The organism is Vibrio sp. CDRSL-10 TSBA, assembly GCA_039696685.1.
GTDB lineage: Bacteria > Pseudomonadota > Gammaproteobacteria > Enterobacterales > Vibrionaceae > Vibrio.
This window is the reverse complement of the sequence record CP155566.1, coordinates 598,713-622,665: the sequence shown is the minus strand read 5'-3', so window position 1 is coordinate 622,665 and position 23,953 is coordinate 598,713. Positions and strand designations below refer to the sequence as shown.

General features: G+C 52.6%; 11 protein-coding genes and 6 pseudogenes. 1 reads left to right on the top strand and 16 read right to left on the bottom strand.

What is annotated here, in order from left to right; all coding sequences use genetic code 11:
- Positions 1-143 precede the first annotated feature (143 nt).
- The 5 genes and pseudogenes from carB to secA all read right to left on the bottom strand — a co-directional run bounded on the left by carB (position 144) and on the right by secA (position 9,342).
- On the bottom strand, positions 144-3,383 hold the full coding sequence (gene carB, locus ABDK09_10370) for a carbamoyl-phosphate synthase large subunit (GenBank protein ID XAW89948.1): 3,240 nt from the start codon (positions 3,381-3,383) through the stop codon (positions 144-146).
- A gap of 16 nt (positions 3,384-3,399) precedes the next feature.
- Positions 3,400-4,540: pseudogene (carA, locus tag ABDK09_10365) on the bottom strand (glutamine-hydrolyzing carbamoyl-phosphate synthase small subunit).
- 481 nt (positions 4,541-5,021) lie between these two features.
- Positions 5,022-5,832, bottom strand: a pseudogene (gene dapB, locus ABDK09_10360) (4-hydroxy-tetrahydrodipicolinate reductase).
- A 154-nt stretch (positions 5,833-5,986) separates the two neighbouring features.
- Positions 5,987-6,385: an 8-oxo-dGTP diphosphatase MutT gene (gene mutT, locus ABDK09_10355; GenBank protein XAW89947.1), complete on the bottom strand. Its 399-nt coding sequence runs from the start codon at positions 6,383-6,385 to the stop codon at positions 5,987-5,989.
- 241 nt (positions 6,386-6,626) lie between these two features.
- Positions 6,627-9,342 (bottom strand): annotated as a pseudogene (gene secA, locus ABDK09_10350) (preprotein translocase subunit SecA).
- Between the two features lie 371 nt (positions 9,343-9,713).
- Here secA and ABDK09_10345 point away from each other — a divergent pair.
- Positions 9,714-10,173 (top strand): annotated as a pseudogene (locus tag ABDK09_10345) (DciA family protein).
- Between the two features lie 48 nt (positions 10,174-10,221).
- Here ABDK09_10345 and lpxC read toward each other — a convergent pair.
- From lpxC to murE, 11 genes and pseudogenes are all read right to left on the bottom strand, one after another.
- A complete protein-coding gene (lpxC, locus tag ABDK09_10340) occupies positions 10,222-11,139 on the bottom strand; it encodes a UDP-3-O-acyl-N-acetylglucosamine deacetylase (GenBank protein ID XAW89946.1) in 918 nt (305 codons plus the stop codon).
- A 98-nt stretch (positions 11,140-11,237) separates the two neighbouring features.
- Positions 11,238-12,453 (bottom strand): annotated as a pseudogene (gene ftsZ, locus ABDK09_10335) (cell division protein FtsZ).
- Between the two features lie 30 nt (positions 12,454-12,483).
- A complete protein-coding gene (ftsA, locus tag ABDK09_10330; GenBank protein XAW89945.1) occupies positions 12,484-13,746 on the bottom strand; it encodes a cell division protein FtsA in 1,263 nt (420 codons plus the stop codon).
- Positions 13,739-14,512: a cell division protein FtsQ/DivIB gene (locus ABDK09_10325; protein ID XAW90719.1), complete on the bottom strand. Its 774-nt coding sequence runs from the start codon at positions 14,510-14,512 to the stop codon at positions 13,739-13,741. Before ABDK09_10325 ends, ftsA begins: the two co-directional genes overlap by 8 nt.
- Positions 14,513-14,841: 329 nt before the next feature.
- Positions 14,842-16,299 (bottom strand): UDP-N-acetylmuramate--L-alanine ligase, encoded by a 1,458-nt coding sequence (murC, locus tag ABDK09_10320; protein XAW89944.1) that lies wholly within the window; start codon positions 16,297-16,299, stop codon positions 14,842-14,844.
- 10 nt (positions 16,300-16,309) lie between these two features.
- Complete coding sequence (murG, locus tag ABDK09_10315; GenBank protein ID XAW90718.1) at positions 16,310-17,389, bottom strand: undecaprenyldiphospho-muramoylpentapeptide beta-N-acetylglucosaminyltransferase; 1,080 nt, start codon at positions 17,387-17,389, stop codon at positions 16,310-16,312.
- Entirely contained in the window at positions 17,376-18,569 is a 1,194-nt protein-coding gene (ftsW, locus tag ABDK09_10310) for a cell division protein FtsW (GenBank protein ID XAW89943.1), read from the bottom strand. The genes murG and ftsW overlap by 14 nt, the downstream gene beginning before the upstream one ends.
- Before the next feature lie 37 nt (positions 18,570-18,606).
- Positions 18,607-19,941: a UDP-N-acetylmuramoyl-L-alanine--D-glutamate ligase gene (murD, locus tag ABDK09_10305; GenBank protein XAW89942.1), complete on the bottom strand. Its 1,335-nt coding sequence runs from the start codon at positions 19,939-19,941 to the stop codon at positions 18,607-18,609.
- A gap of 44 nt (positions 19,942-19,985) precedes the next feature.
- Positions 19,986-21,069 (bottom strand): annotated as a pseudogene (gene mraY / locus ABDK09_10300) (phospho-N-acetylmuramoyl-pentapeptide-transferase).
- The gene (murF, locus tag ABDK09_10295) at positions 21,066-22,427 is read right to left on the bottom strand and encodes a UDP-N-acetylmuramoyl-tripeptide--D-alanyl-D-alanine ligase (protein XAW89941.1); all 1,362 of its coding nucleotides are present in this window, start codon (positions 22,425-22,427) and stop codon (positions 21,066-21,068) included. The pseudogene mraY and the gene murF overlap by 4 nt, the downstream one beginning before the upstream one ends.
- Positions 22,424-23,911 carry a UDP-N-acetylmuramoyl-L-alanyl-D-glutamate--2,6-diaminopimelate ligase gene (gene murE, locus ABDK09_10290; protein ID XAW89940.1) on the bottom strand — a complete coding sequence of 496 codons (1,488 nt, stop codon included), beginning with the start codon at positions 23,909-23,911 and terminating at the stop codon, positions 22,424-22,426. Before murE ends, murF begins: the two co-directional genes overlap by 4 nt.
- Between the last annotated feature and the right edge of the window lie 42 nt (positions 23,912-23,953).

Genomic DNA, 23,953 nt, shown 5'->3' with positions numbered 1-23,953 from the left:
AGGTTATGACGTTGTCGCAACAAATAGACAAGATTTCAGCCGGGAATCAAACATGAGTCAGTTTACGGGGCATAAAAAAGCCCGCTCAGATGAGCGGGCAATGAGGTTGTCAGATAAGTTTTACTTACCCGTATTGTTATCCGTTACGCTTTAGCAGCCTGGTCAGCGCGCACTTGGGCGTGCAGTTCCTGAACTGAAGTGACGTTCGCTTTCGCATCCGCTGTGTGAGACATACAAGTTGCAAACGCTGCGTTCAGCGTTGTGGTGTAGTTCACTTTCTCAGCCAGAGCGCCGCGACGCAGAACTTTTGAGTCTTCAATCGCCTGACGGCCGGCAGCCGTGTTGATGATGTAGGTGTACTCATTGTTCTTGATGCGGTCCAGAATGTGCGGACGACCTTCGTGTACCTTGTTGACCAGACGTGGGTTAATACCCGCTTCGCCCAGAATCACAGCCGTACCGTGAGTTGCATCCAGTTTGTAGCCTAGTTTCACCAGCTTAGAGGCCAGGTCAACCACACGCTCTTTGTCGCCTTCGCGAACAGACAGCAGTGCACGACCACCTTCAGGATACACGTTGCCACAGCCCAGTTCCGCTTTCGCGAAGGCTTCAGCAAACGTGGCACCAACACCCATCACTTCACCGGTAGAGCGCATTTCAGGGCCAAGCAGCGGGTCAACGCCCGGGAACTTGTTGAAAGGCAGCACCACTTCTTTGACTGAGTAGTACGGTGGAATGATTTCTTTGGTGAAACCTTGCTGTTCCAGAGACTGGCCAGCCATCACGCGCGCAGCGATTTTCGCCAGCGGTGCACCGGTTGCTTTCGATACGAAAGGTACGGTACGAGCAGCACGCGGGTTAACTTCGATTAGGTAGACTTCGTTATCTTTCACCGCAAACTGGGTGTTCATCAGACCACGAACGCCGAGTTCCATCGCCAGTTTCTCAACCTGTTCACGCATTTTGTCCTGGATTTCCTGGCTCAGCGTGTAAGCTGGCAGAGAACATGCAGAGTCACCTGAGTGAACACCCGCCTGCTCGATGTGCTCCATGATACCGCCGATCACAACGCGCTCGCCGTCACAGATAGCATCGATGTCGACTTCCGTCGCATCATCCAGGAAACGGTCCAGCAGAACCGGAGATTCGTTCGATACGCTGACTGCTTCGTTGAAGTAACGACGCAGGTCTGCTTCATCGTAAACGATTTCCATCGCACGGCCGCCCAGTACGTATGAAGGACGAACCACCAGCGGGAAGCCGATTTCTTTCGATTTCTCAACCGCTTGCTCAATTGCTGTCACGGTCGCGTTTTCTGGCTGTTTCAGACCCAGACGCTCAACCGCGTGTTGGAAACGCTCACGGTCTTCCGCACGGTCAATCGCATCAGGGCTGGTACCAATGATAGGCACACCCGCCGCTTCCAGCGCACGCGCCAGTTTAAGCGGAGTCTGACCGCCGTACTGCACGATAACACCTTTTGGTTTTTCAACGCGTACGATAGCCAGTACATCTTCCAGAGTCACTGGTTCAAAGTACAGACGGTCTGAAGTGTCGTAGTCAGTCGATACGGTTTCCGGGTTACAGTTAACCATGATGGTCTCGTAACCGTCTTCACGCAGCGCCAGAGACGCATGCACACAGCAGTAGTCAAATTCGATGCCCTGACCGATACGGTTTGGACCACCGCCCAGAACCATGATTTTGTCTTTGTCAGTCGGGTTCGCTTCACACTCGTCATCGTAAGATGAGTACATGTAAGCAGTGTCAGATGAGAACTCAGCTGCACAGGTATCCACACGTTTGTAAACCGGGTGAATGTTGAACTGGTCACGCAGACGACGGATTTCACTTTCCGCTACGCCCAGCAGAGCAGACAGACGAGCGTCCGAGAAGCCTTTACGCTTCATCGCGCGCAGTGTGGTTTCCGTCAGACCGGCAAAGCCACCCGCTTTGATGTCATTTTCCATCAGCACCAGTTCTTCAATCTGAACCAGGAACCAACGGTCGATGTTAGTCAGGTTGAATACGCCGTCGACAGACATACCGGCACGGAATGCATCAGCAATGTACCAGATACGCTCTGCACCTGCGTCTTTCAGCTCGTGACGAATCTTAGTCAGTGCATCCGGAGCATCCAGATCCACCATTTCATCCAGACCGTTAGCACCCACTTCCAGACCGCGTAGTGCTTTCTGCAGTGATTCTTGCTGGTTACGGCCAATGGCCATGACTTCACCGACCGATTTCATCTGAGTCGTCAGGCGGCTGTTAGCACCGGCAAATTTCTCGAAGTTAAAACGAGGGATCTTAGTCACAACGTAGTCGATGGTCGGCTCGAACGAAGCTGGGGTTGCACCGCCAGTGATATCGTTCATCAGCTCGTCCAGCGTGAAGCCGACTGCCAGTTTCGCGGCAACTTTTGCAATCGGGAAACCGGTCGCTTTCGATGCCAGCGCAGAAGAGCGGGATACACGTGGGTTCATCTCGATGATAACCATACGGCCATCTTTCGGGTTGATACCGAACTGCACGTTTGAACCGCCGGTTTCTACGCCGATTTCGCGCAGAACCGCCAGAGACGCGTTACGCATCAGCTGGTATTCTTTGTCAGTCAGGGTCTGAGCCGGTGCCACAGTGATCGAGTCACCAGTATGGATACCCATAGGGTCGAAGTTTTCAATCGCACACACGATGATACAGTTGTCCGCTTTGTCGCGAACCACTTCCATCTCGTACTCTTTCCAACCGATCAGAGATTCGTCAATCAGCAGCTCGTTGGTTGGCGACAGGTCCAGACCACGGCGACAGATCTCTTCAAATTCTTCTTTGTTGTAAGCGATACCGCCGCCGGTACCACCCATAGTAAACGAAGGACGGATGATACATGGGAAACCCACCATATCCAGCACGCGGTATGCTTCTTCCATCGTCTTCGCCGTATCAGCACGTGGACACTCCAGGCCGATAGATTTCATCGCTTTATCAAAGCGAGAACGATCTTCTGCTTTATCAATCGCATCCGCCGTTGCGCCGATCATCTCGACGCCGAACTCTTCCAGCACACCATGTTTTTCCAGTGCCAGTGCACAGTTCAGTGCAGTCTGGCCACCCATGGTCGGCAGGATTGCGTCCGGACGCTCTTTTTCGATGATCTTACGTACAACTTCCCACTGGATTGGCTCGATGTAGGTCGCATCTGCCATTTCCGGGTCAGTCATAATGGTCGCCGGGTTAGAGTTGACCAGAATAACGCGGTAACCCTCTTCACGCAGCGCTTTACACGCCTGCGCGCCAGAGTAGTCAAACTCACAAGCCTGACCGATAACAATTGGACCAGCACCTAAAATCAGAATGCTTTTAATGTCAGTACGTTTTGGCATTGTTTACTACTCCAAATTAAGCGCGGTGTTGTTTAATCAATTCAATGAAGTGGTCGAAAAGCGGTGCCGCATCGTGCGGGCCAGGGCTCGCTTCAGGGTGACCCTGGAAGCTGAATGCCGGCTTGTCGGTGCGGTGGATACCTTGCAGTGAACCATCAAACAGCGATTTATGAGTCGCGCGCAGGTTCTCTGGCAGAGTCGCTTCATCGGCCGCAAAACCGTGGTTTCTGCGAGGTGATCATCACGACATCACGATCCAGATCTTTGACCGGGTGGTTCGCACCGTGGTGACCGAACTTCATCTTGATGGTTTTAGCGCCTGAGGCCAGTGCCAGAATCTGGTGGCCCAGACAGATACCGAAGACCGGCAGACTCTTCTCAAGGAAGGTCTTGGTCGCTTCGATAGCATAAGTACATGGTTCAGGGTCACCAGGGCCGTTTGACAGGAATACGCCATCCGGATTCAGCGCCAGAACGTCTTCTGCAGACGTTTCAGCCGGAACCACAGTCAGACGGCAGCCACGGTCGACCAGCATACGCAGGATGTTACGTTTCGCGCCGAAATCGTAAGCCACAACGTGGTATGGCAGCTCGCTGTCATCTTTCGCTTCAGGCAGTCCGCCTTCCAGCGTCCATGAACCTTGCTTCCATTCGTAAGCTTCTTTCGTCGTTACTACTTTCGCCAGATCCATACCTTTCAGGCCCGGGAACTCTTTTGCTTTTGCCAGCGCCAGAGCTTCATCCAGGTTATCGCCTGCCAGAATGCAACCGTTCTGAGCACCTTTTTCGCGCAGAATGCGCGTCAGCTTACGGGTATCAATATCCGCGATGCCGACGATGTTTTGCGACTTAAGGTAATCAGAAAGGGAACGTTCACTACGGAAGTTAGAAGCGATAAGAGGAAGATCGCGGATCACAAGGCCTTGTGCATGAATCTGGGATGATTCTTCATCTTCGGCATTGGTGCCGGTATTGCCAATGTGAGGGTAAGTAAGGGTAACGATTTGCTGAGAATAGGAAGGATCAGTGAGGATTTCTTGGTACCCCGTCATCGAGGTATTAAAAACGACTTCACCAACGGACGAACCATCTGCTCCAATGGAAATTCCGTGGAACACTGTCCCATCTTCCAGGACTAACAGTGCTGATTTACTCAAGACAACCTCCAGAATAAAAATGCAAAAATTTTAAATTAAACTGCACATTTGCCTTCCTGCTCGCATTTTAACTTTGCTTTAGGGTATATCAGACAAATTGGCGGTATTCTAATTAGCACCGTGACTTCTGTCAATAATTGTTCAAAAATAAAATTGGAATTTGACCTGTTACAACGAAAAATTCATTCAAACACAGTAAAACCATATGTTTTGGCCGGTTTGAGAATTCACTTAGGCTAAATTGAATAAAAAACAGCCGCACGGAATCAATCTTGGCGTTTTTTTTGCTATCCCGATTGAGGCAAACGATAATCTGGATTTTTTAACACATAAAAAATCGATTACATTCTATTTTTTGCTTCAAACCAAAATAATAAACAGAAAAGTGGTCAGGAAAGACCAAAAAGGGATGAGATGATTTTGCTGAGTTTAGCAGAAAGGAAACGAATGCGCCAAGGGGTCTTGGCGCATAATTATGTAATTAGAGATCGTTAAGACCGATGACGTCTGTCATGGTGTAGAAACCCGCTGGTTTTTCATCCAGCCAGATCGCGGCTTTAACGGCACCGTTGGCAAATGTCATGCGGTCGGTCGCTTTGTGGGTGATCTCGACCCGCTCACCGATATCAGCAAACATCGCAGTATGCTCACCCACAATGTCGCCGGCACGGATGGTCGCAAAACCAATTTCGTTGCGGGTACGTTCACCGGTAATCCCTTCACGGGCATACACAGCCACATCGCTGAGCTTATTGCCCATCGCACCGGCAATCGCTTCACCCATACCGATAGCCGTACCGGAAGGAGCATCGACTTTATGACGGTGATGCGCTTCGACGATTTCGATATCGCAGTAGTCACCCATCACTTTAGCCGCTTTTTCCAGCAGCTTGAACACCAGGTTAACACCGACACTGTAGTTTGGTGCCATCACGATTGGGATCAGCTTAGCGGCTTCATCAATTTGCGCGCGCTCCTGCTCACTGAAACCTGTGGTACCAATCACCAGCTTCTTACCATGTTTTTTACACAGCTCAAGATTAGCCAGTGTGCTGACCGGGGCGGTAAAATCAATAATCACATCGAACTGGTCAATCACCTGCTCCAGGTTATCGATCAGGGCAACATCAAAACGGCCTTCGCCGCACAGTTCACCGACATCGACCCCCACCAGAGATGACTCGGGACGTTTCTGAACCGGCACCCACAGTAGACAGCGGGTTGTGATGCGTCGCTTTAACCAGATTACGGCCCATACGGCCGGCAGCGCCTGCAATCGCAATTCTTACCATTGCGTATTCTCCATTCTTTTGTTCATTCGTGCTCGGCACGATGGTTCCTGCTAGTAACGATAAACTATCAACTATCGCTGGCTGTGGCTAGCACTTACTGCGGCTAGTAGCACTACTTACTGTAGCGAGTAACGCTACTTACTATCGCTCAGCGTCAGGCAAATTCTCTCAGCACGCGCTCCAGCACCGGCACGTTGGCTTCCGGGAAAGTGTAGTCTTTCAGATCGGCGACTTTAACCCACTGCCCGCTTTGTCCTTCACGTCCGTAAGGCTGGCCGTTGAAAGCCGTTACCAGGATAAAATCAAACTTGAGTGATTTTTCCGGATAGTCATATTCCAGGTGCTCAAAACACGCCTGCTCAGTGACTTCAATCCCAATCTCTTCGTTGAGCTCGCGCGTCATCGCCTGCTCAATTGACTCACCCGCTTCGACTTTGCCGCCGGGAAATTCCCAGAAACCACCTTTATGCAGGTTATCCGGACGCTTGGTGATAAAAATTTGTGATTGATCGGGATTAAAAATAATCCCGGCAACGATATGAATACGTTTCATATTAATTCCTGTGCACTAGAACTCGGGGCTCACTATTGACCGACTAGGTTATCGCCCGCCAGGTGAAAGTCCAGTGTTAGCTGCGCCCGGCCGTTATCATCTGAGATAAACACCTGAGCATAAATATGCACTAGGTTACTTATTAAAGAAAAGCTCATCAGAGATAAACTCAAATTACTGACGAGCCGACTGACAGACAAAAAAAGAGCCGCCCCGGGGCGACTCTCTGTTTCAATCAGGATCAGGCAATCTTGCCATGACACTGTTTGTATTTTTTACCACTGCCACACGGACAAGGTTCGTTACGACCGACTTTACGCTCGTCACGCACTTGTGGCTGATGGTCATCCTGCTCGTCGTCGGAACCGTCCGCGCTCTGGTGCTGAGCCTGAGCCAGACGTGCGGCTTCTTCAGCCTGCACCCGGCGCTGCTCTTCCATGCGCTCCACTTCTTCCTGTTGCTGAACACGAACTTTGGACAGAATCATGATCACATCAGATTTCAGTGAATCAAGCAGACCTTCAAACAGTTCAAACGACTCACGTTTGTACTCCTGTTTCGGGTTTTTCTGCGCGTAACCACGCAGGTGAATGCCCTGACGCAGGTGATCCATCGCCGCCAGATGCTCTTTCCACAGCGTATCGAGCGTCTGCAGCATCACCGATTTCTCGAAGTTGCGCATCACAGATTCGCCCACCGCGGCTTCTTTCTGCTGGTAAACCGTCACTGCCTGCTCAAGGATACGCTCACGCAGCGCTTCTTCGTACAGTTTGTCGTCGTTATCCAGCCATTCCTGCAGCGGCAGCTCCAGATCAAAATCGTTTTTAAGGCGATCCTGCAGGCCGGCGATATCCCACATATCTTCCAGCGACTGCGGCGGAATGTACTCATCAATCACAGCCGTCAGTACATCAATACGGTTTTGTTCAATCATCTCACTGATGTTGTCCGCCACCATCAGCTCATCACGCAGCTCGTACACCACTTTACGCTGGTCATTCGCCACATCATCGTATTCCAGCAACTGCTTACGAATATCGAAGTTACGGCCTTCCACTTTACGTTGCGCTTTTTCGATTGAGCGTGACAGCATCTTACTTTCGATCGCTTCGCCTTCTTCCATACCGCTCTGGATCAAACTCGCCATACGATCCGAGGTAAAGATACGCAGCAGGGTATCTTCCATCGACAGATAGAATCGGGTCGAAACCCGCATCACCCTGACGACCGGCACGACCACGCAACTGGTTATCGATACGACGTGATTCGTGACGCTCAGTACCGATAATGTGCAGACCACCGGATGCCAGTACCGCATCGTGAACCTGTTTCCACTCCGCTTTGATCTCGGCAATCTGTTCCGCAGTCGGATTATCCAGCGTCTCAACTTTAGACTGCCAGCTGCCACCCAGCACGATATCGGTACCACGACCGGCCATGTTGGTCGCGATAGTCACCGAACCCGGTTTACCCGCTTCAGCCACGATTTCCGCTTCTTTTTCGTGGAACTTGGCGTTCAGCACGTTGTGCTTGATGTTGTCTTTCTTCAGCGCATTGGAGAGCAGTTCCGATTTTTCAATCGATACCGTACCCACCAGCACCGGCTGGCCTTTTTCGACCCGTGCCTTGATGTCTTCTTTAATCGCGGCAAATTTTTCTAACTCGGTACGGTACACCACATCCGGCATATCGTTACGAATCATTGGTTTGTTGGTTGGAATAACCACAGTTTCCAGACCGTAGATCGACTGGAACTCGAACGCTTCAGTATCGGCAGTACCTGTCATACCCGACAGCTTTTCGTACAGACGGAAGAAGTTCTGGAAGGTAATTGAAGCCAGGGTCTGGTTTTCGTTCTGAATCTTAACGCCTTCTTTGGCTTCCACCGCCTGGTGCAGACCATCAGACCAGCGACGACCCGGCATAGTACGACCGGTGTGTTCGTCAACAATGACCACTTCGCCGTTGTCAGTCACGATGTAATCGACGTTCTTCTCGAACAGAACGTGAGCGCGCAGTGCCGCGTTGACATGGTGCAGCAGGCTGATGTTCGCCGGTGAGTAAAGGGTATCACCCTCTTCCATCAGGCCGTTGTTGATCAGCAGCTCTTCGACATATTCCTGACCGGTTTCAGTCAGATAAACCTGCTTGGATTTTTCATCCACGGTGTAGTGGCCGTCACCACGGTACTCTTCCGAGTCCTCTTTATCCTGCAGTTTCAGGTGCGGGATCAGGGTATTAATGCGGGTATAAAGCTCTGAGCTGTCTTCAGCCGGACCGGAAATAATCAGCGGGGTACGCGCTTCATCGATCAGAATCGAGTCCACCTCATCGACCACCGCAAAGAAACGCTCGCGTTGCACACGGTCTTCAACGCGGAATGCCATGTTGTCACGCAGGTAGTCAAAACCAAATTCGTTGTTGGTGCCGTAGAGGATATCCGCTTGATACGCTTCTTTTTTCTCTTGCGGTGGCATATTCGGTACGTTAACGCCGACGGTCATACCAAGGAATTCGAATAGCGCACGGTTGGTCTCCGCGTCACGTTTAGCCAGGTAGTCGTTGACGGTTACAATGTGAACGCCTTTGCCCGGCAGAGCATTCAGGTAGGCTGGCAGGGTTGCGGTCAGAGTTTTACCTTCACCGGTGCGCATCTCTGCGATTTGGCCGGCATTAAGCACCATACCACCGATCAGCTGTACGTCGAAATGACGCATACCAAAGACACGTTTAGAGGCTTCACGTACTGTTGCAAAGGCTTCTGGAAGAAGTTGGTCGAGCGATTCGCCCTGTTCAATACGTTGACGGAATTCGACGGTCTTGGCTTTCAGTTCATCGTCAGAAAGTGTTTCAAATGCAGGTTCGTAGTTATTGATCTCTTTTACGATTTTTCTTAAGCGGCGTAATGTACGGTCATTACGGCTGCCAACCACTTTGGTCAGTAACTTAGTTATCATTGATGTGAATCTCTCTTTACTTCGATCATCCCGATCTACTTAATGCCTTTGTAGTGTCTACCTAATTTCAACTAAGGATACTGAGGTATGTCATGTATCTTGGGATATTGTGATGGTGACGCGTATTTTCAAGGCAGTAAATGAATTAAGTGGCGCCTAGTTTAGAGAATTTTTGTCCGAACAACCATGCTCAAACCGGTTTGTTTGCAGCAAGCTTACCAATTTGTGCGCTCAGGCCACTGTTTAGTGTGCGGTTTATCATCACATCCTGCTTTATCCGCACGGATTCAGACATTTTCGGCCACCGCACTGTTTTCGTTCACTCGCGTTAACAGGTAGAATAAAGTCATACCCATTACCGGATGCACCCGATGCGCGATCACCGCCCGACCAACACTGAAGAAACTGCTCGAAGCATCGCGACTCAAGCAGGTGCAAGAGCATGCCAAAGAAATTCTCCAGCTCAATCAAATCCTCAAAACGCTGCTGCCACGCGGCACTGAAAAGCATGTGCGTGCCGCCAACATCCGTGGCGGTCATCTGATCCTCGAAGCCGCCAGCGCTGCGATCAAAATGAAGATCGACTACGATCGTCTGTCACTGCTCAATCAGCTGCGCGCGCAGGGCTTCGGACGCTTGATCAGCATAGAGATCCGGATCAATCCGGATCTCTATCGCGGCAACTCTGCCGCGGCGGCAAAGAAGGAAGAGGCAAAAGCCCGCCCTCCCCTGACGGATCATGCCGCCCATGTTCTGATGACGATCGCCGAAAATGCGTCACCGAAAGTACGCAAACGGCTGGAAAGCCTGGCTAAGCTGGCGAAAAAATGACACAAAAAAAGCCAGACCTTAGTCTGGCTTTTTTCATTAATCTTTCGCTTATGCAATAACCATGTTTGGTTCTGCGAATGCAACCGGAGAGCCCGCTTCTTCTTCGAAGGTTGCCCATTCCCACGCTTCCTGATCCGCCAGTACTGCGCGCAGCAGTTGGTTATTCAGACCGTGGCCCGATTTATAGGCACAGAATTCACCGACAATCGCGTGTCCGCTCATGTACAGATCACCAATCGCATCCAGGACTTTGTGCGTCACGAACTCATTGGCAAAACGCAGGCCTTCTTCGTTCAGGATGCGGTAATCATCCAGAACGATAGCACAATCGAAGCTACCACCCAGACACAGATTCTGTGACTGTAAGTATTCGATATCACGCATAAAACCAAAGGTACGTGCACGGGAAATCTCTTTCACAAAGCCTTGCGATGAGAAGTCGAACACCAGATGCTGTTCGTCACCATCAATCGCCGGGTGATTGAATTCGATTTCGAAGTCCATTTTGAAGCCGTTGTGCGGGCGCAGTTCCGCCCACTTGTCGCCATCTTCAATACGAACTGGTTTCTTGATACGGATGAAACGCTTAGGTGCGTTCAACGTTTCTACGCCTGCTTGTTGCAGCAGGTATACAAACGGACTCGCACTACCGTCCATAATCGGAATTTCCGGCGCATCCACTTCAACGATCACGTTGTCGATGCCCATACCCGCTAAAGCTGCGCTCAGGTGCTCAACTGTAGAGATACGAATGCCTTCGTCATTCACCAGAGCGGTACACAACATAGTGTCGCGTACAGATTCCGGGTCAGCCGGGAAATCCACAGGTGGATTTACGTCGGTACGACGGTAAACGATACCAGTATTTGCAGCAGCTGGGCGAAGAGTTAACGTGACCTTACGACCAGAGTGAAGTCCCACCCCAGTTGTTTTCACTATTTCTTTCAGTGTACGTTGTCTAATCATCTACTTGCCTCTAAATCGATGCCACAAAGCTCGGCCGATATACCTTATCGACCGACATCCTACCAGAATTTTGAACAGTGTCAAATTGTGGCGAGAATCTAATCAGCCTGACGACGTAAGAAAGCCGGGATATCCAGATATCCGTTTTCTTTCTCTTGCTTAGGCGCAGTGCTTTGGCTTGCTGAAGCAGATGCTGAGCTCTGAGCCGGTGCTGGCTGAGTTTTCACTTCTACTTTCTCTTGCAAAGGTTGTGCCGGTTTTTCTTCCACTTTTGCAGCGACTGCCGCTTGCTGTGGTTGAGCTGCCTGCGCAGGTTTCGCTTTACCGCCGGCGACCAGAGTGATATCCGGTTTACGCTCGTTGCCGATACCTGTAGCAACAACCGTTACGCGAATCTCTTCAGCCATATCCGGATCCAGAGAAGTACCGATCACGACAGTCGCATTGTCAGAAGCAAACGCTTTAACAGTGTTACCAACCGTTTCGAACTCATCCAGACGCATATCCAGACCTGCGGTAATGTTAACCAGTACGCCACGCGCGCCAGCCAGGTCGATGTCTTCCAGCAGTGGGCTGGAAATCGCCATTTCGGCCGCTTCTTCAGCACGGTCTTCACCTTTCGCAACACCGCTACCCATCATGGCGTGACCCATTTCCGACATCACGGTACGTACGTCCGCAAAGTCGACGTTGATCATACCCGGACGAGTAATCAGTTCTGCGATACCTTGTACTGCATTCTTAAGTACGTCGTTCGCGCTGGCAAAGGCTTCAAGTAAAGTGATCCCACGACCCAGTACTTTCAGTAGTTTTTCGTTTGGAATAGTGATCAGAGAGTCAACATGCTTAGACAACTCTTCAATACCCTGTTCCGCGAACGAAAGACGTTTTTTACCTTCAAAGCTGAATGGCTTGGTCACTACAGCAACCGTCAGGATGCCAAGTTTCTTTAGCCACTTCCGCAATTACAGGAGCAGCACCGGTACCGGTACCGCCACCCATACCAGCGGCGACAAATACCATATCGGCACCTTCGAGAACTTCTTTAATACGTTCTCTGTCTTCGAGAGCTGCATCACGTCCTACTTGCGGATTAGCACCCGCACCCAGGCCTTTGGTGATATCGCCACCGATTTGAATGACTGTGCTTACGCTGGTTTTACGAAGCGCTTGTGCATCTGTATTGATACTGATGAATTCCACGCCTTCGATGGACTCACGTACCATGTGTTCAACGGCGTTACCACCGCCACCACCAACCCCAACGACTTTGATTACAGCTTCGTCAGACATTTCCATCATCGGTTCAAACATGTGTTATCTCCGTTTTTCCTGCAACTCAGGTTAAAACTCTTTTTGTATCCAATTACGCAAACGACCGAATAATCCCGACACCGACTGGCGCTTAGGCTCCTGGTAATCACTGTCGTCATTAATCTGGCTGTCTTTTGCATAATGAAGTAAACCAACTGCCGTAGAATGATACGGCTCTTTAACGTAATCGGTCAGGCCACTGACCTCGAGAGGTTTGCCAACTCTGACCTGGTTGCGGAACACCCGCTCCGCACACTCAACTAAACCTTCTATTTGCGCCGCGCCGCCGGTTAAAACAATACCGGCTGCCAGGTGGTGCTTAATTCCGTCCTGGCGCAATTTTTCCTGAACTGAGTCAATAGTCTGGTTTACCAGGCCCATTAACTCAGTGTAGCGAGGCTCAATGACTTCCGACAAGGTTTGACGCTGCAAACTGCGAGACGGACGCCCACCTACGCTGGGAACGTTAACTGTGTCATCTTTGCTGACCAGTTCACTCAGCGCACAACCGTATTTAACTTTGATCTCTTCGGCGTCGCTGACCGGTGTACCGAATGCAAACGCAATATCACTGGTGACCGCGTTGCCGGCGTATGAAAGCACTTCGGTGTGCCGTAGTGCGCCGCCCGTCCAGATGGCAATATCCATGGTGCCTGCACCAATATCGATCACACACACACCAAGTTCGCGCTCATCTTCGGTAATCACGGCATTGCTGGCCGCCAATCCTGAGTACACTAACTGTTCAACTTTTAAACCGCAACGTTCCACGGCTTTAATGATGTTTCTTGCCATATCATTGTGACAAGTGATCAAATGTACGCTGACTTCCATACGTACACCCGATAATCCTAACGGATTTTTAATGCCTTCTTGATAATCAATCGTAAATTCTTGAGGAATGACATGCAAGATTCGCTGCTCTTCGCCAATTTTGATTGATTTTGCGGTATGGATCGCCCGATCCATATCGTCCTGGGACACCTCTTCATCCGAAATGGTTCCCATGCCTTTTTCAATTCGGCTGGCAATGTGTCGGCCGGAAATCGACAAAAACACATTGTTAATCTGGCACTCGGCCATCAATTCTGCCTGGTCTATCGCACGCTGGACCGATTTCACCACCGATTCCAGATCGTTGACACCACCTTTATCCATGCCACGAGACGGGCTATTACCTGAACCAATAATATTAATTTGACCATCAGGGAGGACTTCACCCACAAGCGCTGATACGGTGGCGGTGCCGATATCCAGACCAACAATAATGTTGTCGTTGGCAGTTTTAGTCATCTGTATTCTCTTGTTCTGAAATCCAACCTACTGCAGCGCCGGTATCGTATCTGAGGTCGATATAACTGACCCGGTCAGCGTCACTGCCTAATTGCTTGTAGAGAAGAAAAAAGCGGTTGATACGTTCATCAAGCGACTCCTTTCCCAACTCCAGCCGGATACCGTTATCCAAAATGATCTGCCAGGCTCGCCGCTCATTGAGCAGCAGCGATGAAATGCTGTGCCCGATACGCGCAAACTTGTCCTGATACTCACGCCAGACTTTTAGCACTTCCGGCGCACTGCCCTGCGGACCGTACAGCTTTACGTGCTCTTCATTAACCAGACCGATATCGCCGTCAAACACGTACCCAGTGTCATCTAACAGCGCATTGCCATTCCAGATGGCGGCAACTTTGTGCTCGGTCAAAAACACTTTAATCGTATCCGGCCACTGCTTGCGAATTGAAGCATGTGACACCCAGGGAATCGACTGCACGCTGTCCTGCAGCACATCAATATCCTGTGACATAAAAGTGCCGATGTGATCAATACGGGCAAAAGCCCGCTGCACATCAGAGGTCGAGACGTATTGTAAATCACCCTGCAATACGATTTTGGACAGTGGCAGACGTTGTTCGTCCCACATCCAGCTGATCGTCGAATACAACAAAAAACCAATCAGCAACAGCACCACAATAAAAAAGCTGCCGCCTGCGGCATGTTTTTTTACCTGTGGTGACGCGGACAATCGGCGCCCCTGAGCAAATACACTGCTTGTGGCCATTGCGCTGCTCTTGGCAACTACGTTGCTGCCTTTGGCGAACATCACACTGCTTTTAGCAAGCGCACCACCTCTGGCAAACACATTAACCTTGTCAAATACATTCACTTTGGCAAACAAACGGTTAATCAAAGTCCGATTTTCCTGTTGGCGACTGGCAAATTGATTCCCTATTTCTTTTTGTAATAGAGGCAAAAGCACTGGCTTTAACCTTTGGATTATACTGAGGTGGTGGAAAGTATCAAATACTCAAATACAAAATTGATAATCAATACAACCTTAGTTCAGCAATCCACTAATTGTGTAGCATATTACATCTTGTTACAGCGTTATTAGCTCTGCATCTTTTCGATGCACAATTGCAACGCCGCCAAATCTTTGGCTACTTTGCCCACATCACCGGCGCCTTGCGTCAGAACCAGGTCACCGTCTTGTAGGACGTTGGCTAAAACTGACGGTAAGGTCTTGCTGTCAGGGACAAAAATCGGATCCAGCTTACCGCGGCTGCGAATGGTACGACACAGTGAACGGCTGTCGGCACCAGCGATCGGTTTCTCACCGGCCGAGTACACATCCAGCATCAGCAGTACATCAACCTGCTCCAGCACGTTGGCAAAATCGTCATACAGATCGCGGGTACGGGTATAACGGTGCGGCTGGAAAATCATCACCAGACGTTTATCACTCCAGCCATTACGTGCCGCCGCAATGGTCACATCCACTTCGGTCGGGTGGTGACCATAGTCGTCCACCAGCATGGCTTTACCACGTCCGGTTTCAAACTCGCCCAGCTGATCGAAACGACGCCCGGTGCCCTGGGTGCTTTCCATAGCGCGCAGAATCGCAGCATCATCGACATCGTCTTCGGTCGCCACCGCAATGGCCGCCGCGGCATTGAGCGCATTGTGGCGGCCCGGGATATTAAGGGTAATATCGAGGTTTTTGCGCCCCTGACGTACTACAGTAAATTTGCCCTGCTGACCTTCCTGACGGTAGTTTTCAATCCGTACATCGGCATCTTGTGCGAAGCCGTAAGTGATCACATGACGGCTGATACGCGGGATCAGCTCACGAATGACCGCATCATCGATACACATAATCGCACGGCCGTAGAACGGCAGGTTATGCAGAAACTCGATAAAGGTCTGTTTCAGGGTTTCAAAATCGCCACCGTAAGTGTCCATGTGATCCGCTTCGATGTTGGTCACAATCGACATCATCGGCTGCAGATGCAGGAACGAGGCATCACTCTCGTCGGCTTCAGCAATCAGAATACGGCTCGAACCAAGACGCGCGTTGGTACCGGCGCTTTTCACCAGACCGCCGTTGACAAAAGTCGGATCGAGACCGGCTTCAGAATAAATCTGCGTCACCAAGGCGGTAGTGGTGGTTTTACCGTGCGTACCTGCCACCGCGATACCGTGTCGGAAACGCATCAGCTCGGCCAGCATTTCTGCGCGGCGCACCACCGGGATACGTTTTTCACGTGCTGCTTTGATTTCCGGGTTCTGTTCATTGATAGCGGTCGAGACCACGACCACGCTGGCCTGCGCTACGTTCTCTGCGGCATGGCCGATAAAAATGGTGGCACCTTTTTCAGCCAGACGCTGAGTCACCGCGTTCGAGGCAATATCAGACCCTGTGATCTGGTAGCCTTCATTGAGCAGCACCTCAGCGATCCCGCTCATACCGGCACCGCCGATGCCGATAAAATGAATGCATTTCACCCGGCGCATCTCCGGAACCATAGCGCGAATCTGTGCTAAATCTTGAGTGTGTTTAATTGTCATGAATCTGTTCTCAATTTGGAGTGTGGCCAGGCTCTGTCAGCCCAATAATCGCTTCCGCCACCACTTTATCTGCATCCAGTTTGGCCGCATTACGGGCCTGCTCGGCCATCGCCAGCAGTGCCGCGCGATCCAGGCCGGAAATCGTCTGTGCCAGTTTATCCACGGTCAGTTGCGGCTGCTCAATCATCTGTGCGGCGCCGCATTCGACCAGGTGGTCGGCATTGAGTGCCTGCTGGCGGTCTTTGTGCATAAACGGAATGAAAATCGCCCCCACCCCGGCTGCTGACACTTCAGACACGGTCAAAGCACCCGAGCGGCACACCAGAAGGTCGGCCCATGCATAAGCTGCCGCCACATCATCGATAAACTCGGTCACCTGCGCATTAACCACGCCCTGCTGCTGATACGCCTGTTCAACCTCATCCTGGTTATTTTTACCCGCCTGATGGCGAATCTGATAACCGGCGCCCAGTTTAGCGGCAACCTGCGGCAAAGTCTGGTTAAGAATCCGCGCGCCCTGACTGCCACCCATAACCAGAATCCGCACCGGTCCGTCACGCTCAGCCAGACGCTGCGCTGGTGCCGGCAACGCCACTACATCAGCGCGCACCGGGTTACCCACTACCGGCGCTTTCGGGAATGCGCCATCAAAGGCCTGAAACACCTTACGGGCAATTTTCGACAGCCACTGGTTGGTCAGCCCGGCCACCGCATTCTGTTCATGCAGCACCACAGGAATACCCAGCGTCCAGGCGGCGATGCCCCCCGGGCCGCTGACGTAACCGCCCATGCCCAGCACCGCATCCGGCTGCCAGGCCTGCATATGGCGGCGTGCCTGCATAATGGCATTGACTATCTGAAACGGCGCTTTAATCAGGCGCGCAATACCCTGTCCGCGTAATCCTTTGACGCGAATAAAATCAATCTCGATACCATGCTTAGGCACCAGATCCGCTTCCATACGATCAGCGGTGCCCAGCCAGCGGATGTCCCATCCCTGCTGCTGCAGCTGTTTTGCAACCGCCAGCCCCGGAAAGACGTGCCCTCCGGTGCCACCAGCCATTACCATCAATCGTTTATTGTTTTTCATCATTGAGTTCTTTTGTGTTGTGGCGTTGCGCCAGCCGGCATTCGTGGTCAATACGTAACAGTATCGACACCGCCACCGACATAATAATTAAACTGGAGCCGCCGTAACTGATCAGCGGCAGAGTCAGACCCTTGGTAGGTACCATACCGGCCGCCGCGCCGACGTTCACTAAGGTCTGGAACGCAAACCAGATCCCGATACCAAACGCCAGATAACCACCAAACTGGTGATCGTGTTCGAACGCTTTTTTACCAATCAGGATCGCTTTGAATACCAGGCTGAAAATCAGCATCAATACCAGGGTGACACCGACAAAACCAAGCTCTTCTGCCATCACGGCGAAGACAAAGTCGGTGTGCGCTTCCGGCAGATATTCCAGTTTCTGAATCGAGTTGCCCAGCCCCTGGCCAAACCATTCGCCACGGCCAAAGGCCATCAGTGACTGAGTCAGCTGATAACCGCTGCCGAACGGGTCTTCCCACGGGTCAAGAAATGAGGTCACACGGCGGATACGATACGGTTCAGCCGCAATCAGCGCCACCACCGCCAGAATACCGGCCACCATCAGCGCCAGGAACTGGGACAGTTTGGCCCCGGCGATAAACAGCATGCCAAACAGAGTCACCAGCATCACGATCACGGTGCCCAAATCGGGCTGACCGAGCAGCAGGATCGCCAGGGTACCAAACACCATGATCGGCTTCATAAAGCCGCCGAAGAAAGTCTGGCGCACTTCATCGTGCTTACGTACCAGATAACCGGACATGAAAATAAACAGTGACAGCTTAGCCACCTCGGCCGGCTGCAGGTTGAACAGCCCGAGCGGGATCCAGCGCGATGCACCGTTGACCGACTTACCGGCCAGCAACACGATGATCAGCAAAAGGAAAGAGATCGCCAGTAACACGGTGCTGTATTGCATCCAGCGTTGCATCGGCACCCGCAGCACCACGGAAGAGGTGGCGAGAGCCAGAAACAGGAAGATGCCATGGCGGAACATAAAGTGGAACGGATCGTCCGTCAGCCGTGAGCTGATCGGGAACGAGGCTGACGTCACCATCACCAGACCGATCAGCATCAGGCCGAGCGCAATCCACACCAACTGCCGGTCAAACAGAACTTGTGGTGAGGGCGTGCGCAGCCAGTGGCTCAGGGCGGAAATGGGTTTGGACAGTAACAAAATCGTTCCCTTGGTTTAATTAGATAAAGCCATTTAATTAAGCATAATGACGCGCCAGCTCAGCAAAAGTATCACCGCGCGCCATAAAGTTGGCAAACTGATCAAAGCTGGCACAGGCCGGCGACAGTAAGACCATATCCCCGGCCTGAAGTTGCGGCCGAATCGCACGCACCACATCCTGCATGCTGTCATAACGCTGCGCCGACGGATGCAGCGGCATGAATTGATCGCCGTCGCGGCCGAAACAGCACAGCTGCAGCGGCAGAGTGGCAAACACCGGCTGCAGCGGCGTAAAGTCCGCCCCTTTGCCGACCCCACCAACCAACAGGTACAAAGTGCCCTGCAAGCTCAGCCCGGACAACGCCGCCAGCGTGCTGGCCACATTGGTTGCCTTAGAGTCGTTGACCCAGGTTATACCCTGATTATCGGCAACTACCTGACAACGATGTGTCAACCCGGTGTAAGACTTAAGCGCAGTGAGCGCGTTTGTATAATTCACGCCCGCAGCATCGAGTAAAGCGAGCACCGTCAGTACGTTAGCCACATTGTGCCGTCCGACTAAGGTCAGCTCGTGACTTGGCAGCACCGCAGTGCCATTGGCCATCAGCCACTCCTGCGGCGCAGCGCCGTCGGCACTGATGAGAGCGGTGCAGTAATCCGCCGGCTGTTCCAGACCAAAGCTCACGCTGCGGACACTGTCCTGCTCGGGCCAAGTCTGATTGTCATCGGCGTTAATCACCGCCGTGGCCGCATGGTCAAAAATACGCAGTTTTGCCGCGCGGTAGCCCTGCATGCTGTCGTAGCGATCCATGTGATCTTCAGACAAATTAAGGAAGGCTGCCGCAACCGGTGCCAGGCTGGCTGTCGTTTCAAGCTGGAAGCTGGACAGCTCCAGTACATACAGCTCGGCAGACGTCGAGAGTAAATCCAGCGCCGGTACACCAATATTGCCGCCAATTGCAGTTGCAACACCGGCAGCGTTAGCCAGCACGCCGGTTAAATCCGTAACAGTACTTTTGCCGTTTGAACCGGTAATGGCAATCACCGGCTTATCGCAGTGCCAGGCAAACAGCTCAATGTCACCCACCACTGGGACTCCAGCTGCCAGCGCCTGCTGAATCTGCGGGGTGGCCAGAGCAATACCGGGGTTGGCGACAATCAGATCCGCCTCCAGCAGCCACTCCAGGTTCCAGCTGCCGCAATGCAGGCCGATCTCAGGGGCAAGCTGGTCTCGCCCGGGCGGCGTCTCACGGGTATCAATCACCCGTACCTGCAGCTGAGGATGAAATTTTTGCAGATATTTAACGACAGAGAGCCCGGTAATACCGAGCCCTGCGACCACTACATGCTTAATGCCTTGCCAACGGTCCATTTTATTTCCAATTTCAGTGAGTTACTTTAACGTCACCAGCCGGATTAGCGCACCTTAAGCGTCGCCAAACCAATCAGTACCAGTACGATGGAAATGATCCAGAAACGTACGATAACCCGCGGCTCCGGCCAGCCTTTCAATTCATAGTGGTGATGAATAGGGGCCATACGGAAGATACGCTGACCACGCAACTTGTACGAGCCGACCTGCAGAATCACCGACAGGGTTTCCATCACAAATACACCGCCCATGATCACCAGCACAAACTCCTGACGAACCAGCACGGCAATGGTACCCAGCGCGCCGCCCAGTGCCAGTGAGCCGACATCGCCCATAAATACTTGCGCCGGATAGGTGTTGAACCACAAGAAGCCCAGGCCGGCACCGACCATGGCAGTACAGACCACCACCAGCTCCGAGGTGTACGGAATGTAGGGAATGTGCAGATAATTAGCGAAGTTAACGTTACCGGTTGCCCAGGCAATCACGGCAAAACCGGCCGCCACCAGTACGGTCGGCATGATGGCCAAGCCGTCCAGGCCATCGGTCAGGTTGACCGCATTACTGGTGCCGACAATCACGAAGTAAGTCAGTACGATATACAACAGACCCAACTGCGGCATGACATCTTTGAAGAAAGGCACCACCAGCTGAGTCGCTGCGGTATCCTGGCCATGGGCGTACAGCGCAAATGCCACCACCAGCGCAATCGCCGACTGCCAGAAATATTTCCAGCGCGCGATCAGGCCATCGGTGTTTCTTACGCACCACTTTACGGTAATCATCGACAAAACCGACCACACCATAGCCGAGCAGTACCGCCAATACCGCCCACACATAAGGGTTACTGAGATCAGACCACAGCAGTACGGTGATAATGATCGAAGCCAGGATCATCACCCCGCCCATGGTCGGCGTACCGCGTTTACTGAAATGCGATTCCGGGCCGTCGTTACGTACCACCTGGCCGATTTGCAGCAGCTGCAGGCGTTTAATCAGACGCGGGCCCATCCACAAAGAGAGCGCCAGGGCGGTCAGGATGCTGACGATTGCTCGAAATGACAGGTATTCAAACAAACGGAAAAACGAAAAATATGGCTGGAGTAACTCCGCAAGCCAAATAATCATGAGTATTTCTCCTTAAGAGCAGCAGCGATCTGGCCCATACCCGCACTGTTCGCCCCTTTGACGATCAATACGTGAGCACGATCCTGTTGTTGGTCAAGTTGCTGCTCGATAAACATAATCATATCCTGATGCGAGGCGAAATGACGGCCGTGACAGACCTCGCTGATCACTTTCGTATCCTCACCATATGTCAGAACATATTCAAACTGGAATGGTGCAGCATGTTCACCGACTTGTCGGTGAAGTGCAAGGCTTTCATCGCCTAACTCGGCCATATTGCCCAAAATCAGCCAGCGAGTGGCACAAAAACCACCAAGCAGATCCACCGCGGCTTTCATGGCCGGAACGCTGGCATTGTAACTGTCATCAATCAGGCGGATCTGGTCGGTTAACTGGCTGACTTCAACCCGGCCTTTTACTTTGGCCAGATGCGCCAGTCCCGCCTGCACCTCGTCAAGGCTTGCGCCCAGTTCCATCGCCAGTGCACTGGCCGCCAATGCATTCGCCACGTTGTGCTGGCCGATAATGCCAAGCTTAACCGCGATTTCGCCCTGCGGCGTCATCATGATAAAGCTCGCTTCACCGGCGCTATTCAACACGATGTCACGCGGATAAAAGTCAGCGCTGTGATCCGTCACGGAAAAAGTTTGCACCGTTTTGTCGGCCAGCACCGCCTGCCACAGTTCACCGCCGTGACTGTCAAGGTTCACCAGTGCGGTGCTCCCCGGTTTAAGGCCCTGATAAATTTCACCTTTGGCGCGTTTCACCCCGTCAATCGAGCCAAAACCTTCCAGGTGCGCAGCCGCCACATTGTTGACCACGGCCACATCCGGCTTCACCAGCGCTGTGGTATACGCAATCTCACCAATGTGATTGGCGCCAAGCTCGATCACCGCGTAATCATCCTGCGCTGTCGAGCGCAGCAGCGTCAGCGGCACACCGATGTCATTATTAAAGTTACCGGCGGTAAACAAGACCTGGCCTTTGGCCGCCAGAATGCTGGCCACCATCTCTTTAACCGTGGTTTTACCGCAGCTGCCGGTGATCGCAATGGTCGGGGTTTGGCACTGCTGATGCACCCAGCTTGCGAGCTGGCCGAGTGCCTGTTTGCTGTCGTCCACAATCAGTTGCGGCGCTGCTACGTCCAGCTCGCGCTCGACTAACAATGCACTGGCCCCGGCTTCTACCGCCTGAGCAGCAAAATCGTGCGCGTCAAAGCGCTCGCCGACCAGAGCAACAAACAAGGCTTCAGGCGGCATGTTGCGGGTATCAGTTGAAACCGCACTGATAGCGCGGTCTGCGCCCAAAAGGCGCGCGCCCAGTACATTCGCAAGTTGCGTTAAAGTCGTGGTAATCATGCCGGTAACTCCAGTAGTTGTTGGGCGCTTTCACGGTCCGAGTAGTGAATCGTCTCATCAGCCAGCACCTGATAATCTTCATGCCCTTTACCCGCCAGCAGAATGATGTCCTGCTCACCGGCCTGCTGCAGGGCAAAACGCGCCGCGTCCAGACGGCGGTGCTCGATATGCGCCCGCTGCGGCTCACGCATGCCGGCCAGCATATCCTCGACGATCCGTTGCGGCGCTTCACTGCGCGGGTTGTCGTCGGTCAGAATCACCTGATCAGCAAACTGCTCCGCCACAGCGGCCATCATAGGTCGTTTGCCGGTATCGCGATCACCGCCACAGCCGAAGATGGCCCATAAGCGGCCCTGACAATGCACGCGCAATGCTCGCAACGCTTTTTCCAGCGCATCCGGCGTGTGGGCATAATCGACAACAATTTTGGCTTTACCTGGTGCCTGAAACAGTTCCATGCGACCTAAAACCGGGGTCAGTTTAGGCGCTGACGCTAACAGCGCCGTTTTATCGAAACCAAGACTGAGTAAAGTCGCCAGTGCCAGCAGCAAATTGGAGGCATTAAATTCACCAATCAACGGCGCGTTTAATCGTCCTTCGCCCCAGCTACCGCTGAAATCCAGGCTGATGCCACTCTCGGCATAACTGACCGATGTTGCCCACAGGCTGCGATCGGTCTGCGGCTGGTCGTTCAGCGATACGCCGATACACGCACTCAGTTGCGCCGCCCACTCAGCCCCCACCGCATCATCAACATTGATGATTGCATTACGGGTGGCATGTTCGGTAAACAGGCTGAACTTAGCCTCAGCGTATGCCTGCATGGTGCCGTGATAATCAAGATGGTCGCGGCTGAGATTAGAAAACACCCCGGCGGCGAAAGTCAGTGCTTTGACACGCCCCTGTACCAGGCCATGCGAGGAGACCTCCATCGCAGTGTATTGCGCACCTTGCTGCGCCAGCGTATGCAGCGTCTCCTGCACCTGAAGTGCATTGCCGGTAGTATTAGCGGCAGGCGCAAGGGTGGCCAGAAAGCCATTGCCGGTTGTACCCATCACCGCGGCTTTGCTGCCGAGCAGTTCAATCCACTGCGCGATGAGCTGGGAAATCGTGGTTTTGCCGTTGGTGCCGGTGACCGCAATCACCTGATTGGCATGTGCGCCATACAGACGCCCGGCCAGCTCTGACAAACGGGCCCCCAATTCGGCCAGATAGACGACAGCGACACCGCTGCGCCACTCGGTCTTGCCATGCGGATGCTGCTCACATGCCTGCGCCAGGACCAGATTCGCGCCTTGCTGCAGCGCAGTATCGATAAAGCGGCGCCCGTCGGCTGCATGGCCGATAATGGCGACAAAGGTATCGCCCGGGTTGACTTTGCGGCTGTCGAGTTCCAGCCGGGTAACGGGCAGCGCCGTCAGTTCTGGCTCATCAATGCTCAGCCAGGGAGCAAGCAGTTGGGGTAATGCCATGCCAGTGTTCATTGTATTCTCACACTCTCTGCCCCTGCCGTAACGACGGCCGGG

What these genes read in the sequence shown, in the direction of transcription:
- ftsA (XAW89945.1), bottom strand. Translation starts at nt 13,746, where the DNA reads ATGACTAAAACTGCCAACGACAACATTATTGTTGGTCTGGATATCGGC.
- murD (XAW89942.1), bottom strand. Translation starts at nt 19,941, where the DNA reads ATGGACCGTTGGCAAGGCATTAAGCATGTAGTGGTCGCAGGGCTCGGT.
- mutT (XAW89947.1), bottom strand. Translation starts at nt 6,385, where the DNA reads ATGAAACGTATTCATATCGTTGCCGGGATTATTTTTAATCCCGATCAA.
- murE (XAW89940.1), bottom strand. Translation starts at nt 23,911, where the DNA reads ATGAACACTGGCATGGCATTACCCCAACTGCTTGCTCCCTGGCTGAGC.
- carB (XAW89948.1), bottom strand. Translation starts at nt 3,383, where the DNA reads ATGCCAAAACGTACTGACATTAAAAGCATTCTGATTTTAGGTGCTGGT.
- ABDK09_10325 (XAW90719.1), bottom strand. Translation starts at nt 14,512, where the DNA reads ATGGCCACAAGCAGTGTATTTGCTCAGGGGCGCCGATTGTCCGCGTCA.
- lpxC (XAW89946.1), bottom strand. Translation starts at nt 11,139, where the DNA reads ATGATTAGACAACGTACACTGAAAGAAATAGTGAAAACAACTGGGGTG.
- murC (XAW89944.1), bottom strand. Translation starts at nt 16,299, where the DNA reads ATGACAATTAAACACACTCAAGATTTAGCACAGATTCGCGCTATGGTT.
- murF (XAW89941.1), bottom strand. Translation starts at nt 22,427, where the DNA reads ATGATTACCACGACTTTAACGCAACTTGCGAATGTACTGGGCGCGCGC.
- murG (XAW90718.1), bottom strand. Translation starts at nt 17,389, where the DNA reads ATGAAAAACAATAAACGATTGATGGTAATGGCTGGTGGCACCGGAGGG.